This is a genomic window from Nocardia sp. CA-107356 (assembly GCF_050946365.1).
Taxonomy (GTDB): Bacteria; Actinomycetota; Actinomycetes; order Mycobacteriales; family Mycobacteriaceae; genus Nocardia.
In genome coordinates this window covers 7,299,067-7,313,740 of the sequence record NZ_CP191992.1, presented here as the reverse complement: position 1 = coordinate 7,313,740, position 14,674 = coordinate 7,299,067, and the positions used below count along the sequence as shown (strand labels likewise).

The 14,674-nt window shown below is 68.2% G+C and carries 13 protein-coding genes and 1 pseudogene; 4 read left to right on the top strand and 10 right to left on the bottom strand.

Annotated features, from left to right (window positions below; genetic code table 11):
* Window positions 1–47 precede the first annotated feature (47 nt).
* The 5 genes from lipA to sucB all read right to left on the bottom strand — a co-directional run bounded on the left by lipA (window position 48) and on the right by sucB (window position 5,362).
* Window positions 48–1,064 carry a lipoyl synthase gene (gene lipA, locus ACQP1G_RS32875; RefSeq protein ID WP_433193545.1) on the bottom strand — a complete coding sequence of 339 codons (1,017 nt, stop codon included), beginning with the start codon at window positions 1,062–1,064 and terminating at the stop codon, window positions 48–50.
* Window positions 1,065–1,151: 87 nt separating this feature from the next.
* A complete protein-coding gene (gene lipB / locus ACQP1G_RS32870; RefSeq protein WP_433193544.1) occupies window positions 1,152–1,886 on the bottom strand; it encodes a lipoyl(octanoyl) transferase LipB in 735 nt (244 codons plus the stop codon).
* 210 nt (window positions 1,887–2,096) lie between these two features.
* On the bottom strand, window positions 2,097–2,645 hold the full coding sequence (locus ACQP1G_RS32865) for an N-acetyltransferase family protein (RefSeq protein ID WP_433193543.1): 549 nt from the start codon (window positions 2,643–2,645) through the stop codon (window positions 2,097–2,099).
* On the bottom strand, window positions 2,642–3,550 hold the full coding sequence (locus ACQP1G_RS32860; RefSeq protein ID WP_433193541.1) for a TIGR01777 family oxidoreductase: 909 nt from the start codon (window positions 3,548–3,550) through the stop codon (window positions 2,642–2,644). The genes ACQP1G_RS32865 and ACQP1G_RS32860 overlap by 4 nt, the downstream gene beginning before the upstream one ends.
* A 21-nt stretch (window positions 3,551–3,571) precedes the next feature.
* Window positions 3,572–5,362, bottom strand: coding sequence for a 2-oxoglutarate dehydrogenase, E2 component, dihydrolipoamide succinyltransferase (gene sucB / locus ACQP1G_RS32855; RefSeq protein WP_433193540.1), 1,791 nt, complete (start codon window positions 5,360–5,362; stop codon window positions 3,572–3,574).
* Between the two features lie 259 nt (window positions 5,363–5,621).
* Here sucB and ACQP1G_RS32850 point away from each other — a divergent pair, with 259 nt between their 5' ends.
* Window positions 5,622–5,984: an oxidoreductase gene (locus ACQP1G_RS32850; protein WP_433193538.1), complete on the top strand. Its 363-nt coding sequence runs from the start codon at window positions 5,622–5,624 to the stop codon at window positions 5,982–5,984.
* Window positions 5,985–6,167: 183 nt separating this feature from the next.
* Here ACQP1G_RS32850 and ACQP1G_RS32845 read toward each other — a convergent pair whose 3' ends face one another.
* Window positions 6,168–7,709: a leucyl aminopeptidase gene (locus tag ACQP1G_RS32845; protein WP_433193537.1), complete on the bottom strand. Its 1,542-nt coding sequence runs from the start codon at window positions 7,707–7,709 to the stop codon at window positions 6,168–6,170.
* A gap of 142 nt (window positions 7,710–7,851) precedes the next feature.
* On the opposite strand from ACQP1G_RS32845, the gene ACQP1G_RS32840 reads away from it, so the two are divergent.
* Genes ACQP1G_RS32840 through ACQP1G_RS32830 form a run of 3 tightly spaced genes read left to right on the top strand, consistent with a single transcriptional unit; the run spans window position 7,852 to window position 10,769 of the window.
* On the top strand, window positions 7,852–8,463 hold the full coding sequence (locus ACQP1G_RS32840) for a GNAT family N-acetyltransferase (protein ID WP_433193536.1): 612 nt from the start codon (window positions 7,852–7,854) through the stop codon (window positions 8,461–8,463).
* Between the two features lie 47 nt (window positions 8,464–8,510).
* On the top strand, window positions 8,511–9,611 hold the full coding sequence (gene gcvT, locus ACQP1G_RS32835) for a glycine cleavage system aminomethyltransferase GcvT (protein ID WP_433193535.1): 1,101 nt from the start codon (window positions 8,511–8,513) through the stop codon (window positions 9,609–9,611).
* 57 nt (window positions 9,612–9,668) lie between these two features.
* Window positions 9,669–10,769, top strand: a complete 1,101-nt coding sequence (locus tag ACQP1G_RS32830) for a branched-chain amino acid aminotransferase (RefSeq protein WP_433193533.1) — start codon at window positions 9,669–9,671, stop codon at window positions 10,767–10,769.
* A gap of 14 nt (window positions 10,770–10,783) precedes the next feature.
* Here ACQP1G_RS32830 and ACQP1G_RS32825 read toward each other — a convergent pair whose 3' ends face one another.
* The 4 genes and pseudogenes from ACQP1G_RS32825 to cobU form a co-directional block, all read right to left on the bottom strand.
* Entirely contained in the window at window positions 10,784–11,497 is a 714-nt protein-coding gene (locus tag ACQP1G_RS32825) for an MBL fold metallo-hydrolase (protein WP_433193532.1), read from the bottom strand.
* Between the two features lie 363 nt (window positions 11,498–11,860).
* The gene (locus ACQP1G_RS32820; RefSeq protein ID WP_433193530.1) at window positions 11,861–12,610 is read right to left on the bottom strand and encodes an adenosylcobinamide-GDP ribazoletransferase; all 750 of its coding nucleotides are present in this window, start codon (window positions 12,608–12,610) and stop codon (window positions 11,861–11,863) included.
* Window positions 12,611–12,847: 237 nt separating this feature from the next.
* A pseudogene (gene cobT, locus ACQP1G_RS32815) lies at window positions 12,848–13,924 on the bottom strand (nicotinate-nucleotide--dimethylbenzimidazole phosphoribosyltransferase); the annotation flags it as partial.
* Window positions 13,925–14,092: 168 nt separating this feature from the next.
* Window positions 14,093–14,647, bottom strand: coding sequence for a bifunctional adenosylcobinamide kinase/adenosylcobinamide-phosphate guanylyltransferase (cobU, locus tag ACQP1G_RS32810; protein WP_433193528.1), 555 nt, complete (start codon window positions 14,645–14,647; stop codon window positions 14,093–14,095).
* Between the last annotated feature and the right edge of the window lie 27 nt (window positions 14,648–14,674).

The following is a 14,674-nucleotide window of genomic DNA, read 5'->3' as shown; positions in this document are numbered from 1 at the left end:
CCGGTGGTCAGGGCATACGAGGACCGAGGTGATGCGTAACTTCTCGACTAGCTGCCGAAGCGGGCCAATACGGAGCTGGCTTCCTGGGACGCGGTGCCCTCCTGTGCGAGATGCGCCATGGCGGGGGAGATTTCGCGGCCGTGGTGGGCCATCGCCTGGGCGTAGAGGCGGCCGGCGCGGTAGGACGAGCGGACCAGCGGTCCGGCCATGACGCCAGCGAAGCCGATCTCTTCGGCCATCTTGGAGTGCTCCACGAACTCCTCCGGCTTGACCCAGCGGTCGACCGGGTGGTGGCGGGGGGAGGGGCGCAGGTACTGGGTGATGGTGAGGATGTCGCAGCCCGCTTCGTGTAGGTCGCGCATCGCCTGGGTGACCTCTTCGGGGGTTTCGCCCATGCCGAGGATCAGGTTGGACTTGGTGACCAGGCCGTCTTCGCGGGCTGCGGTGAGTACGGCGAGGGAGCGCTCGTAACGGAAGGCCGGGCGGATGCGCTTGAAAATGCGGGGGACGGTCTCGAGGTTGTGCGCGAGCACCTCGGGGCGTGTGGAGAAGACCTCGGCCAGCTGCTCGGGGATTGCGTTGAAGTCGGGGATGAGCAGTTCGACGCCGGTATTCGGATTCAAAGCCTTGATGGCGCGGACGGTTTCGGCGTAGAGCCAGGCGCCGCCGTCTTCGAGGTCGTCGCGGGCGACGCCGGTGATGGTGGAGTAGCGCAGGCCCATGGCCTGGACGCTCTCGGCGACGCGGCGCGGCTCGTCGCGATCGAGTGCGGCGGGTTTGCCGGTGTCGATCTGGCAGAAGTCGCAGCGTCGGGTGCACTGCTCGCCGCCGATGAGGAAGGTGGCCTCACGGTCCTCCCAGCATTCGAAGATGTTGGGACAGCCCGCCTCCTCGCACACCGTGTGCAGGCCTTCGCGTTTCACGAGGCCCTTGAGTTCGGTGTACTCGGGGCCCATCTTCGCTCGGGTCCGAATCCATTGAGGCTTGCGCTCGATCGGGGTCTCCGCGTTGCGCGCCTCGATGCGTAGCAGTTTGCGTCCTGCCGGTGCTGAAGCTGAGGTCACTCGATCGACCTTACGCCTGCCGTTCGCCGCCGTCGGATGCAGTCCGTCACTGTCCTACACCGGGTGGGCTACGCGCCGGCAGTCGTCTTATTCGGCCGCGGCGGACTCGACGACCGGTGCGGTACGGACGATGTCGTGCGCGGTCACCGGGAGTTCGCCATTGAGCGCGCGGGCGATCGCATCGGCCACGAGCGGCTTCACCTCGGCGACGGTCACCTCGCGGCCGAGCTCGCGGGTCAGCGTGGTGACACCGGCGTCGCGGATACCGCACGGGACGATGGCCTGGAAGCCGTCGAGGGCGGAGTTGCAGTTGAGCGAGATGCCGTGCAGCGCGACGCCCTGCTGTACCCGTACGCCGATTTGGGCGACCTTGCGTTCGGAGTAGAGCTCGGTGGCGGCCAGCCAGACACCGGAACGACCCTCGACCCGGCCGCAGTGCAGCCCGAGATCCGTACACACGGTGATCAGAGCTTCTTCGAGCCTGCGCACGTACTGGACGACATCCACCGGCTCGGCCAGCCGCACGATCGGATAGCCGACGAGCTGGCCCGGCCCGTGCCAGGTGATCTTGCCGCCGCGGTCGACGTGCACCACCGGGCTGCCATCGATCGGCAGATCCTCGGTCTCGGTGCGGCGGCCTGCGGTGTAGACCGACGGATGCTCGAGCAGGAGCAGATGGTCGGCCCCTTCGCCCTGGGCCCGCTGTGCGGCGATCGACCGCTGTAAGTCCCAGGCGCTGTGGTAATCGATGAGTCCGAGATCCTCGACGACGATCGGTGTCGTGTCGAATCTGGCGGACCAGGTGGTGCGCGTGTCGTTCACATCGTTGACGGTACGCCGAGCGCGTCTATTCGATAAACCAACCCGGTGTGGGCGATGCCACAGGGTTGCCCGGTTTGGCATCGGATGCAAGTGTGTGCGCTGGTCCACGAGGTGCGGCCCATGTATAGAGCTGCGGCTCCAGTGGCAGGCCGCAGCCCCGTAGACCGCGTGCAAACTTTCGGCAGGGCGGGTAACCAGGTCCAGGTGCGGCTACCGTCGGTCGGCTCGATCTGCCTCGATCGGCAGGGTCAACTGCATCAGGGTCAGGTCCATCCAGCGATCGAACTTCCGGCCGACCTCCGGCAGTTCTCCGACGGTGTGGAAGTCGAAACGCTTGTGCAGCGCGATCGAACCGGTGTTGCTGGATTCGATGGCGGCGACCATAGCGTGTACGGTGCCCGCCCGGCGTGCCCGCTCGATCAGCTCGGTGAGCAGGGCGGAGGCGACGCCGCGGCGCTGGAAAAGATCGGCGACGTAGACCGAATTCTCCACGGTGAAGCGATAACCCGATCGGGTCCGCCACGGGCCGTAGCTGGCGTACCCGGCGACCTCACCCTCGATATCGGCGACCAGGACGGGCAGATGGGCGGCGGTGCGATCGCGGAACCAGGCCAGACGATCGTCGAGATCGACCTGCTCGTGGTCCCAAATGGCCGTGGAGGTGGCGATATTCGCGTTGTGGATATCGAGGATTTCGGGCAGGTCGCGTTCCTGCGCGTCACGGATGACGGTGGCAGGTCGGGCGTCCAGCTCGGTCATCGGTAACTACCTTCGCGGTTGAGCGTGGCCGACAGCGCGGCACCGATCGTCTGGTGCTGGAACGGGTACCCGGTCTGCTCCAGCACGGTCGGGATCGCACGCGGCCCGCGCAGGATCGCCTCCTCGGCGAATTCGCCGATCAGTGCGCGTAATGCGAACGCGGGCACGACAAATGGGGTCGGCCGGTGCAGGATGCGGCCGAGTGCGCGATTGAATTCGGCATTGGTGACCGGTGCGGGGCCGACCGCGTTGATCGGCCCGGTGATGCTGTCGTTGGTGAGCGCGAAGACGATCGCGCCGATCTCGTCGGCCATCGAGATCCACGGCGTGTACTGCCGGCCGTTGCCCAATCGGCCGCCGAGGCCGAGCGAATACAGCGGCTGCAGCATGCCGAGCAGGCCCCCGCCGTGGGATAGCACCACGGCACTGCGCAGCAGTACCGTGCGCACGCCCGCGTCGGCGGCAGGTTTGGTGGCGGCCTCCCAATCCCGGCAGAGGGTGGCGAGGAAACCCGTTCCCGCCGGGGCGGTTTCGTCGACCACCCGGTTGCCGGTGTCGCCGCCGTAGTAGTGCACGCCGCTGGCATTCACCAGCACCGGCACGCCCGCGGCGGCGACCGCATTGGACAGCACATCGGTCGGGGTGAGTCGGCTGTCGCGCAGCTCCTGTTTGAAGCTGCCGTTCCAGCGGCGTCGCCCGAGGCTCGCGCCGCAGAGGTTCACTACCGCATCGGCGCCCCGCAGGGCCCGCTCGTCCAGATCGGCACGAGCGGGCTCCCAACGGTATTCGTCCGGCGCGTTGGGGGAGCGGCGTACCAATCGGACGACGTCGTGCCCGTCGCGGCGCAGTGCCGCGACGAGTGCCGTTCCGATCAGCCCGGACGAACCGGCGATCACCACCTTCATACGTGACAGCTGACCTTCCGACTACAGGCCGAGATCAGCCTCGAACGCCGCTTCCTCGAGCCGGTGCCGGATCGTGGTCAGGAAGCGACCGGCGTCCGCACCATCGATGAGGCGGTGATCGTAGGTGAGCGGCAGGTAGCACATCGACCGCACGCCGATGGACTCGTTGCCGGTCTCGTCGGTGACCACCACCGGACGCTTGACGATCGCACCCGTGCCGAGCATGCCCGCCTGCGGCGGAACCAGGATCGGGGTGTCGAACAGCGCACCCTGGCTGCCGATATTGGTGATGGTGAAGGTGCCACCGGCCAACTCGTCCGGCTTGAGGCCGCCGTTGCGTGCGCGGTTGGCGATATCGGCGATGGCGCGGGCCAGTCCGGCCAGCGACAGATCGCTGGCGTTGTGGATCACCGGGGAGAGCAGTCCCTGCTCGGTGTCGACGGCGATGCCGAGGTGCACCGAGGCGTGGTAGGTGATCTCCTTGGTGGCCTCGTCGTAGCTGGCGTTCACATTCGGATGCACGCCGAGCGCCTCGACGACCGCCTTGGCGAAGAACGGCAGGAACGTCAGGTTGACGCCCTCGCGATCCTTGAACGCGGCCTTGGTCTGGCTGCGCAGCGCCGCGATCTTGGTGACATCCGCTTCGTGCACCTGGGTGAGCTGCGCGGTGGTCTGCAGCGATTCCCTGGTCTTGGTCGCGGTGATCTGACGGATGCGGCTCGCCTTCTGCACGGTGCCGCGCAGATGCGCGAGCTGCGAGGGGACCGCGGCCGCGGGTGCCTTCGCGACCGGTGCGGCAGCCGCGGCAGGGGCCGGTGCGGCGGCGGGGGCCTGCTTGGCCTCCACGGCGGCGAGTACGTCCTGCTTGCGGATGCGCCCACCGACACCGGATCCGGTGATGGTGGCGAGGTTGACGCCGTTCTCCTCGGCCAGCTTGCGGACCAACGGAGTGACGTACGGGGTCGCGCCGTTACCGGAGGTGTCCGGAGTCGGAGCCGGAGCAGTCGCAACCGGAGCCGGAGCGGGCTTGGGCGCCGGGGCCGGAGCGGCGGGCGCCGGAGCCGGTGCCGCGGCTGCGGGGGCAGGTGCGGCGGGGGCCGGAGCTGGCGCGGGAGCCGGTGCCGGGGCCGGTGCTGCCGGAGCCGGAGCCGCGGGGGCGGGCGCCGGTGCGGCGGCCGCGGGGGCGCCGCTGCCGATCACGCCGAGCTGTCCGCCGACGGCGATCACATCGTCTTCCTGCGCGGAGATCTCCAGCAAGGTGCCCGCGACGGGCGACGGGATCTCGGTGTCGACCTTGTCGGTGGAGACCTCGAGTAGCGGCTCGTCGACGGCGACCTGGTCACCGACCTGCTTGAGCCAGCGGGTGACGGTGCCCTCGGTGACCGACTCACCGAGTTCCGGCATCTTGACCGGGGTGCCCGATGCGGCGGCAGGGGCGGGTGCGGCAGGAGCCGCGGGTGCGGGGGCCGGGGCTGCGGCGGCGACCGGCGCTGGGGCCGGAGCGGGCGCTGGGGCCGGGGCGGGGGCAGGCGCGGCTGCAGGTGCGGGTGCGGCGGCGGGCGCGGGGGCTTCACCGGCTTCGCTGATCACACCGAGCTCACCGCCGACCTCGACGACGTCATCCTCGGCGGCGACGATCTTCGACAACACACCCGCCGCCGGCGACGGGATCTCGGTGTCGACCTTGTCGGTGGAGACCTCGAGCAGTGGCTCGTCGACCTCGACCGTGTCTCCTTCCTGCTTCAGCCACCTGGTCACCGTTCCCTCGGTGACGCTCTCACCAAGAGCCGGCATCTGGACGGAGAAGGCCATGTCCGTTGACTCCTCTGACTGCTCGACGGGTTCTACAACAGTTGATCTCACTGCGGACGCTCACCGCGGGTCGCGGCGAAAGCCCGAAAGCCACCGATCATTGTGCGTGGCACCGGAGATCTGTGTGGTTCTTGTACCGCGATCCATCCTTGCACCCGCCGGCGAGACGTGTAGCACAGGGCAGCGAACTGCACGGGGCTGGCAAGATGGACTGACGGGTGCCGAGCACCCGGTGGTATGTGAAAGGAGGTCGGCGTCGTTGGGTTTGCTGGATCGTTTCCGGAGCGGCGCGGCCCGGGGTGGCAGCGCTTTGCGTGGGGGTATGGCCAGCGGTGAGGATGCCCGCTATCTCGCCGAGTGGGTACGCACCCATATTGGGGTCGAAGGCTATATAGAACCGAAAACGACCGTGACCGATGTCACGGTCGTGCTGATCGCCGCCGACGGCGAATGGACACGTCGCATCGTCGGCGAGCGCGGCGCGCAGCGACTAGCCGGTGATTTGCGGATCCCCGTTTACGACGTCCGCAAGACCGGATATCCACAACGGATGCGCGACTACGACGCCCGCAGGCGGGCCGAGCGCAAACGAGCCCTCGACCGCGATCTGGGCGACCCATAGCACTGTTCGTTTCGTTCAATATGTTCGCGGCACTTCCCCGGTCCGAGGCGCGGTAGCCGTCGACGGTAGTGAAAAGGCGGTTCGAAACGCCCTCGCGAACCACCATTCGACTACCGTCGACAACTCCGCGAATGGCACGGCGCCCGAAGGGCTTCGGGCGCCGTGCACGGTGCAGGTGGCCGGTTACTCGGCGGTGGGGGCGTCGTCGGCGGCGATGTCCTCGAGCACCGAGACGAGCGTGCGAACCGGAACTCCGGTACCGCCCTTGCCGATGTAGCCGAAGGGGCCGCCGGTGTTGTAGGCCGGGCCCGCGACGTCCAGATGCGCCCACTGCACGCCTTCCGGGACGAACTCCTCGAGGAAGATCGCCGCGGAGAGCATGCCGCCCCAACGGTGCGGTGCGACATTCGCGAGGTCGGCGACCTTGGAGTTCAGATCGGCCCGCAGTTCGGTGGGAAGCGGCATGGCCCAACCGTTTTCGCCCGCGAGTCGGGACAGGCGGGCGACGCGGTCGCGGAAATCGTCGGTGCCCATGACGCCGGGGGTGCGGGTACCGAGCGCGACCATCTGGGCGCCGGTCAGGGTGGCGACGTCGATGAGGTAGTCCGGCTCGTCCTCGCTCGCGCGCACGATGGCGTCGGCCAGGATGAGGCGGCCCTCGGCATCGGTGTTCAACACCTCGACGGTTTTACCGCCGTACTGGGTGAGCACATCGCCGGGGCGCTGCGCGGTGGCCGACGGCATATTCTCCGCCATCGGGACGGTCGCGATCACCGTGACCGGCAGCTCCAGCTTGGCCGCGGCGACGGTCGCGGCGATGACCGCGGCGGCGCCCGCCATATCCGAGGTCATATTCTCCATATTCGCGGCGGGCTTGATGGAGATGCCGCCGGTGTCGAAGGTGATGCCCTTGCCGATCAACGCGACCTTCTTATCCCCGCCGCGGTAGGTCAGGCGCACCAGCCGGGGCTGACGTGAGGAGCCCTTGCCGACCCCGAGCACACCGCCGTAGCCGCCGTCGGCGAGCGCCTGTTCGTCGAGCACCTCCACCTTCAGACCGGCGGCTTCGCCGAGAGCCTTTGCGCGGGTGGCGAATTCGGCCGGGTACAGGTGGCTGGGCGGGGTGTTGACGAAATCGCGTGCGGTGGCGATCGATTCGGCGACCACCCAGTCGTGCGCGAAACCCTTGCGATAGGACGCGCTGGGATCGCCGACCAGGAGTTCGACCTTGCGCACCGGTTGTTCATCCGGCTTGCCTTCGGCGCTGTCGGATTTGAACGCGTTGAACGTGTAGGCGCCGAGGAAGAACCCTTCGGCGGTCGGGCCGATACCGCCCTCCAGACCCGACAGTGTCGTCACGGCCACGCCGACACCGGTCAGCGAGCGGGCGGCCACACCGGCCGAGCGGCGGATCTGCTCGGCATCGATCTTGTCCGCGGCGCCGAGTCCGACGGCGAGCACACTCTTCGCGCCGAGACCGGCGGGCGCCGGAATCCGCGTCAGTTCCTCGGCCTTGCCCTTCGCGCCGACGGCGCGCAGCTGTTCCTGAAGCGCGGCGCGGACCTCTGCGCCGAGGATGGTGTCGACGAAGTCGTCCTCCAGAGTGGCGATCGTCGGGCCGTCGTCGCCGGACACCAATCCGATCACCAGTACGTCGGTATCGGGGCCGATAATGTCGACCAGGTCCAGTTCCGGTCCGAGCGAGCGATCTGTAACAGCGGTCATGAGCACAGGCTATTAGGTCGGAGGTAGGCGGCGCACTGCGACATCGTCGCGTCGCGGTCCGGATCTGTGGTTGTGGCGGTATCGGAAGCCCCCATAATATTGCCGAGCGGTAGATCATTTCGCCAACGGAAGGGTTGACCCGATGCAGACAGCGCTCACGGTTCGGCGGGCCGATAACGACCTTCGCGATGGGGTGCTGGCGGCATATGCCGCGGCCAGCGTGGACGAGGCCGTGACGGCGTGGATTCTGGAGGGTTTTCCCGCCGACATGTACGTCGAGGGGTTCGCGCCCGCGATCATCGACCGCGCGCTGAGCGATGACGAGGTGTGGATCGCGGGCACCGATGACGAGATCTGGGCGGTATCGCTGTGGCAGCACGTCACCTCGGCCGCGCGGTTCGAAGCGGAGGCCGAGGTGATGGCCGAACGCGCGGCGGCCATGCCGGAGGTGAGTCCGCTGCGTCGCGCGGCCGCGGCGATGTCCCTGCTGGCCCGCGAGCATCCGCGGGAGTTCCCGCACCGCTACCTCCAGGTGATCGTCACCATGCCAGAGCATCGTGGCAAGGGCGCTGGTGCGGCGCTGATCGGCGATCGCTTGAAAGCCGCTTCGGACGAGGGGGTTCCGGCGTTCCTGGAAGCGAGCACCGCACGCTCCGCGCGGCTGTACACGCGCATGGGCTTCGTATCCGACAGCACAGCCCACACCCTGCCCGAGGACGGTCCGACACTGCTGCCGATGTGGTTCGAGGGCTGACTCACGGCTCGGCTCGGGCGGCGGGGACGCGGCGTTAAGCTCGCCGGGTGACCGATACGAATCTGCTGCAAGGCCCGATCCATGACGTCCACGTCGAGCTGGGGGCGAAGTTCGCGCCGTTCGGCGGTTGGGAGATGCCGGTTTCGTATGCGGGGACGGTCGGTGAGCATCAGGCGGTTCGCACGACCGTCGGGTTGTTCGATGTGAGTCACCTCGGCAAGGCGACCGTGCGTGGACCGGGTGCCGCCGAGTTCGTGAATTCGGCGTTCACCAATGATCTCGGCCGGATCCGGCCGGGCAAGGCCCAGTACACGCTGTGCTGCGCGCCCGACGGCGGCGTGATCGACGATCTGATCGCCTACTACGTCAGCGATGACGAGATCTTCCTGGTACCCAATGCCGCCAACACCGCGGCGGTCGTCGCCGAGCTGCAGAAGGTCGCACCCGAGGGCATCACGGTGACCGATGAGCACCGCGATTACGGGGTGTTCGCCGTGCAGGGACCGCGTTCGACGGAGGTTCTCACCGCACTCGGGCTGCCGACCGATATGGAGTACATGGCCAACACCGATGCCGATTGGGGCGGCCGTCAGGTCCGGGTCTGCCGAACCGGATACACCGGCGAACACGGCTATGAACTGCTGCCGCGTTGGGCCGATGCCGAGCCGTTGTTCCGCGCGCTCGTCGAGCAGGTCCGCGCGCACGATGGCCAGCCAGCTGGTCTCGGTGCACGCGATACCCTGCGCACCGAGATGGGTTACCCGCTGCACGGGCACGAACTGTCCCTGGAGATTTCGCCGGTGCAGGCGCGGTGCGGGTGGGCGGTCGGCTGGAAGAAGCCCGAGTTCTGGGGCAAAGACGCATTGGAACAAGAGAGGTCGGCGGGCCCGCGTCGAATCCTGTTGGGGCTGAAGGCACTCGATCGGGGCGTGCTGCGCCAGGGCCAGTCCGTATTGCGCGAGGGCGAACCCGTCGGCGAAACGACCTCTGGCACCTTCTCGCCCACCTTGCAGATCGGCATCGCCCTCGCCCTGCTCGATACCGAGGCGGGCATCGAACCGGGTGCGGAGGTCGAGGTCGACGTCCGCGGTCGCCGGCTGCGCTGCGAGGTCATCCGCCCGCCGTTCGTCCAGGTCCGCACTTCCTGATCCGGGCTTGTCGAACACGCGCACCGCGGCGGATGGGCGCCGGATAGGATCAGGCGCATGACGGTTGCCGCACAGTTCACCCATGTTCCGCATCCCGCGCCCACGCCGGCGCAGCGGGTACAGGAGATTCTGACGGCGCCGGGTTTCGGGCGCTTCTTCACCGACCACATGGTCTCCATCGACTACACCGAGGGTGCGGGGTGGGGCAATGCCCGTGTCGAGCCGTACGGGCCGTTGCCGCTGGATCCGGCGACAATGGTGTTCCACTACGGCCAGGCCATCTTCGAGGGTCTGAAGGCCTACCGTCAGAACGACGGCAGCGTCTCCTGTTTCCGCATCGACGCGAACGCAACGCGCTTCCGCAAGTCCGCGCGCCGGATGGCGATGGCGGAACTGCCCGAGGAACTATTCGTCGAATCCGTGCGTCAGTTGCTCGAGATCGACAGCGGCTGGGTGCCCGCCGCCGGTGGTGAGGAGTCGCTGTACCTGCGGCCGTTCATGTTCGCCACCGAGGCCGGACTCGGCGTGAAGCCCGCCTCGGCTTACAAGTACCTGCTGCTGGGTTCGCCTGCGGGCGCGTACTTCCCGCGCGGTGTGAAGCCGGTGCGGGTGTGGCTGTCCACCGAATACGTGCGTGCGGCACCGGGCGGCACCGGCGAGGCGAAGGTCGCCGGTAACTACGCGGCCTCGTTGCTCGCCCAGGCGCAGGCCTCCGAGAAGGGCTGCGATCAGGTTGTCTGGCTCGATGCCTGTGAGCGCCGCTACGTCGAGGAGATGGGCACCAACAACCTGTTCTTCGTCTTCGGTTCCGGTTCCGAGGCGCGCCTGGTCACCCCTGAACTGTCCGGCTCGCTGCTGCCCGGCATCACCCGCGACTCGCTGCTCACCCTCGCCGCGGATGCGGGGTATGTGGTCGAGGAGCGCAAGGTTTCGGTCGAGGAGTGGCGCAAGGGTGCCGAATCCGGTGAGATCACCGAGGTTTTCGCGTGCGGGACCGCCGCGGTGATCACTCCCGTCGGCTGGGTTCGTTCCGCCGACGGCGAATTCGCTGTCGGCGGTGGTGAACCCGGCGAGGTCACCATGGCGCTGCGCGACACGTTGACCGGTATCCAGCGCGGCACCTTCGCCGATATCCACGGGTGGATGCGCGGCATGTAGGTCGCCGCGGCCGTTCAGCTGGGCATGAACATGCGCCATTCCTCCAGGGTTTGGGGCCGCATGACGTAGTTGCTGTCCTTGACCGAGGACAAGGTCGCGGAGGGTTCCTGGGAGTACCAGTGGCCCGGGTAGACGACCGGGTCGCTGGATAGGTTCGCGAGATAGCGCAGGCTGCGGAACATTTCGTCGGAGTCGCCGCCGGGAAAGTCGGTGCGGCCGCAGCCGTCGACGAAGAGTGTGTCGCCCGCGATCAGACGATTGTCGAACAGGAAGCACTGGCTGCCCGGCGTGTGGCCGGGGGTGTGCAGCAGTTCGATATCGAATGCGCCGACGCCGACCTTGTCGCCGTGCTCGTGTCCGGTGAGTTCGCTCGGCGCGATACCGGTGACATTGGCGACCCAGGACAGCTCCTGGGCATTGACGTGCACCGGAACGCTGGTCTTCTCGAGCAGTTCCCGTACTCCGCGCAAGGTGAATCCGAGCATGGTGCCGCCGACGTGATCCGGATGGTGATGGGTGGCGAGCACACCGACCAGCCGCAGCCCGTCGCCCTCGGCGATATCGACCAGGTCTCCCGCCGCATACGCCGGATCCACCACCACACACTCGCCGGTGTCGCGGTCGCCGATCAGATACGCGAAGTTCCGCATCTGTGTCGCGATCGGATCGCCCACGGCGAAGTCCCGACCGGATAACAGCTGACGGAAGTACAGGCGCTCGGAAGACATACCGCACACCTTATTGCCCGACCCAGACAATGCGCGCACTACGTCAGCTATCTTCCTGTTCGGAGTGCCGCGCGGGTGCTGAGCGTGCTCGGATGCGCGATCAGTGGACGAACGAAGCTGCCGTTTCTGCGGCCGTCGGACCCAAGCCGTTGTGTTCGTAGCCGCTGGGCCGGAGCTGTCGTCTTTGCGAGCGCGGGACCGAAGCGAGTGATTATCACCGCCGCCCGTCCAGAGGGGGCCATCGCGCAGCCCGATCCGCATACACAGCTTCGCGCTCGAGCGCGAAGCGTGGGATCACCAGGGCCGAAATGTTCAGGGCGGCACGTAACGGGTGGCGGGGCGGCGTCGGTCTGAGTGGGTTGGTCAGGTGCCCAGGGATAGTCCGGCCGCGGTGATGGCGACGGATATCTCGAGTGTCGCGCCGAGGACGTCACCGGAGAGGCCGCCGAAGCGGCGAGTCGAGTGTCTGACCAGTTGGGCCGAAATGCCCAGGGCGACAAGGACAACGAGCGGACCGAGCCAGCGGTGCTCCGGGACGGTGAAGGCACTGGCGACAAGGGCGATTGCCGCCCATAGCGCGATGGTGAACGGGCGCTGGGTTCCGGCGACCAGTGCGCCGAAGCCGGTGTCGGGGGCGGCATCGATGCCGCGGCGACAGACGAGCACCACCGCTACCCGGCCGACGGCCACCGCGACCACCACCGCGGACCAGCGGTCGGCCTGCGCCAGTCCGGCGAACGAAAACGCTTGGATCCCAACGGCGAATACGATCGCGGCCACACCGAACGGACCAGCGCCGCCGCTCTTCATGATCTGCCTGGCCCGCTCGGGCGAACCATAGGACCCCAACCCGTCCATCGTGTCGGCCAGCCCGTCCACATGCATTCCCCGAGTGATCAGCGCCAACCCGGCAACCACCACCAGCCCTGCGAGCGGCGCACTCGCCCCAGCACACACCAGCACCCACAGCACTCCGGCCGCTGCCGCCCCCAACCCGGCCCCCACCAACGGCGCCAACGCAATCGCCCGCCCCGCCACTCCGCGATCGACACTGTCCGGCCCCCGCATCGGCAGTACCGTCAGCCAGGACACCGCAAGCCGCAAACCATTCATGGTCGCCGACCGACCCGAGTGGGCTCGGCCGATTCGGTGATCGCCATTATGGAGCCGCGGGTTCGGGTCATCGCCCGGTGATGACGGTCGTCCGGACCGCAGAAGGCATGCGCGGCCACCTGCCTATTTCCGCAGATCCGGTTGCACCGTTGTGTCAGGGGCGATGCTGGTCCCGGCTTCGGCTTCGGCTTCGGCTTCGGCTTCGGCTTCGGCTTCGGCTTCGGCTTCGGCTTCGGCTTCGGCTTCGGCTTCGGCGTCGGCGTCGGCGTCCGTGTCGGCTGTGCTCACACCGGCCTCCGCGAAGGTCGCCATTTCGGCGAGGGTGGCGACGGCGGCGCGGAGGATGGGGAGGGCGGTGAGGGCGCCGGAGCCTTCGCCGAGGCGCATGTCCAGGTCGAGGAGGGGGTCGAGGCGTAGGTGGCGTAGCGCGAGGGTGTGGGCGGGTTCGGTGGAGCGGTGGCCCGCGAGCCACCAGGCGCTGGCGCCCGCGGCCAGATCCTCGGCGACGAGGGCAGCCGCGGTGACGACCACACCGTCGAGGATGACGGGGGTGCGACGAGTCGCGGCCTGGGCAAGGAAGCCCGCCATGGCGGCGAAGTCGGCGCCAGCGGCCACGCGCAGCAGCTCGACCGGGTCCTTGGCGACCGGGCGGGCACGGCGCATGGCGTCGCGGATCGCGGCTACCTTGCGGACCCAGCCCGCATCGTCGACACCGGTGCCGCGGCCCACTGCGGCGATCGGTTCGGTATCGGTGAGGGTCGCGATGAGTACGGTCGCGGGGGTGGTGTTGCCGATGCCCATATCGCCTGCGATCAGCAGGTCGGCGCCCGCGTCGATCTCCTCGTCGGCGATCGCCGTGCCCGCGGCGAGTGCCGCCTGGATCTCCTCGTCGCTGAGCGCGTCCTCGCGGTCGATCGCCCCGCTGGACCGGCGCACCTTGTGCGCGGCGACCTGCGCGTCGGTATCGGCGTCGACGGAGATATCGACGACGCGGACGGTCGCGCCCGCCACCCCGGCCAGCGTATTCACCGCGGCCCCGCCGCCAAGGAAATTGGCGACCATCTGTGCGGTCACCTCAGTCGGGTACGCCGAAACACCATGGCGCGCAACGCCGTGATCCCCCGCGAACACCACCACCCGCGCCCGCTCGAACTGCTGCGGCGGACATACCCCTTGGCACGCCGACACCCAATTCCCGAGCGCTTCGAGCCGCCCGAGCGCACCACCGGGTTTGGTCAGCTGCGCCTGCCGCTGCTCCGCTGCCGCCCGAATCGCCGCGTCGGGTGGCGCAACCGGTCCGAATCTGTCTGTCACTATCGAGCCTTTCCGGGTCGGGGCAGTTCATTCCTACACCGCGCAGTCCTTATCCGGCCCAATCTTGCCGCCACCCCCGCCGACTCGCTCAACCAACCCCGCCACCCGCGCCGGCGAATGGCCGCGCCAGGATCCGCACTCCCCGTGTGGTGTGGCTATCTCGCGCGGTTACTTCAGGCGCAGCGGCAGGCCCGCGACGATGAGGAAGGCTTCGTCGCAGGTTTGCGCGAGGCGCTGGTTGATGGTGCCGATTTCGTCGCGGAACAGGCGGCCGGACCGGGTAGCCGGGATGACGCCCATACCGACCTCGGGGGTCACGATCACCAGACGGCCCGGATAGCCGGCGACCGCGGTGACCAGGGCGTCGGCATCGGGTGCGATGGTGCCACGCGGGGCGTCCCAGGCGGCGCGGGCATCGATGCGGGCGGTGAGCCAGGTGCCGATATCGTCGATCAGTGTGGTTCCGGTCGGGGCGGCGGCGGTGAGAACCGCTGCCGGATCGGCGCTTTCGAGTACCGTCCAGTCCGCGGGTCTGCGGCTGCGATGGCGGGCAATGCGTTCGGCGAAGTCGAGATCGGCCGGATCGGGAATCGCGGTAGCGAGATAACGCACCGGGCCGTCCTCGGCCGCCAGCACTTCGGCGAATGCGGACTTGCCGGATCGCGCGCCACCGAGCACCAGAATGCGGTGCGCGCGGTTGATAGCAGGTGAGCTGTCCGACATCGCAGCACCGTATCAATCCGGCGGTGA

Excerpts from the sequence above, each read along its gene's own strand:
- ACQP1G_RS32865 (WP_433193543.1), bottom strand. The coding sequence starts at position 2,645 with ATGACCGAGCTGGACGCCCGACCTGCCACCGTCATCCGTGACGCGCAG.
- ACQP1G_RS32860 (WP_433193541.1), bottom strand. The coding sequence starts at position 3,550 with ATGAAGGTGGTGATCGCCGGTTCGTCCGGGCTGATCGGAACGGCACTC.
- sucB (WP_433193540.1), bottom strand. The coding sequence starts at position 5,362 with ATGGCCTTCTCCGTCCAGATGCCGGCTCTTGGTGAGAGCGTCACCGAG.
- ACQP1G_RS32845 (WP_433193537.1), bottom strand. The coding sequence starts at position 7,709 with ATGACCGCTGTTACAGATCGCTCGCTCGGACCGGAACTGGACCTGGTC.
- ACQP1G_RS32840 (WP_433193536.1), top strand. The coding sequence starts at position 7,852 with ATGCAGACAGCGCTCACGGTTCGGCGGGCCGATAACGACCTTCGCGAT.
- ACQP1G_RS32830 (WP_433193533.1), top strand. The coding sequence starts at position 9,669 with ATGACGGTTGCCGCACAGTTCACCCATGTTCCGCATCCCGCGCCCACG.
- ACQP1G_RS32825 (WP_433193532.1), bottom strand. The coding sequence starts at position 11,497 with ATGTCTTCCGAGCGCCTGTACTTCCGTCAGCTGTTATCCGGTCGGGAC.
- ACQP1G_RS32820 (WP_433193530.1), bottom strand. The coding sequence starts at position 12,610 with ATGAATGGTTTGCGGCTTGCGGTGTCCTGGCTGACGGTACTGCCGATG.
- cobU (WP_433193528.1), bottom strand. The coding sequence starts at position 14,647 with ATGTCGGACAGCTCACCTGCTATCAACCGCGCGCACCGCATTCTGGTG.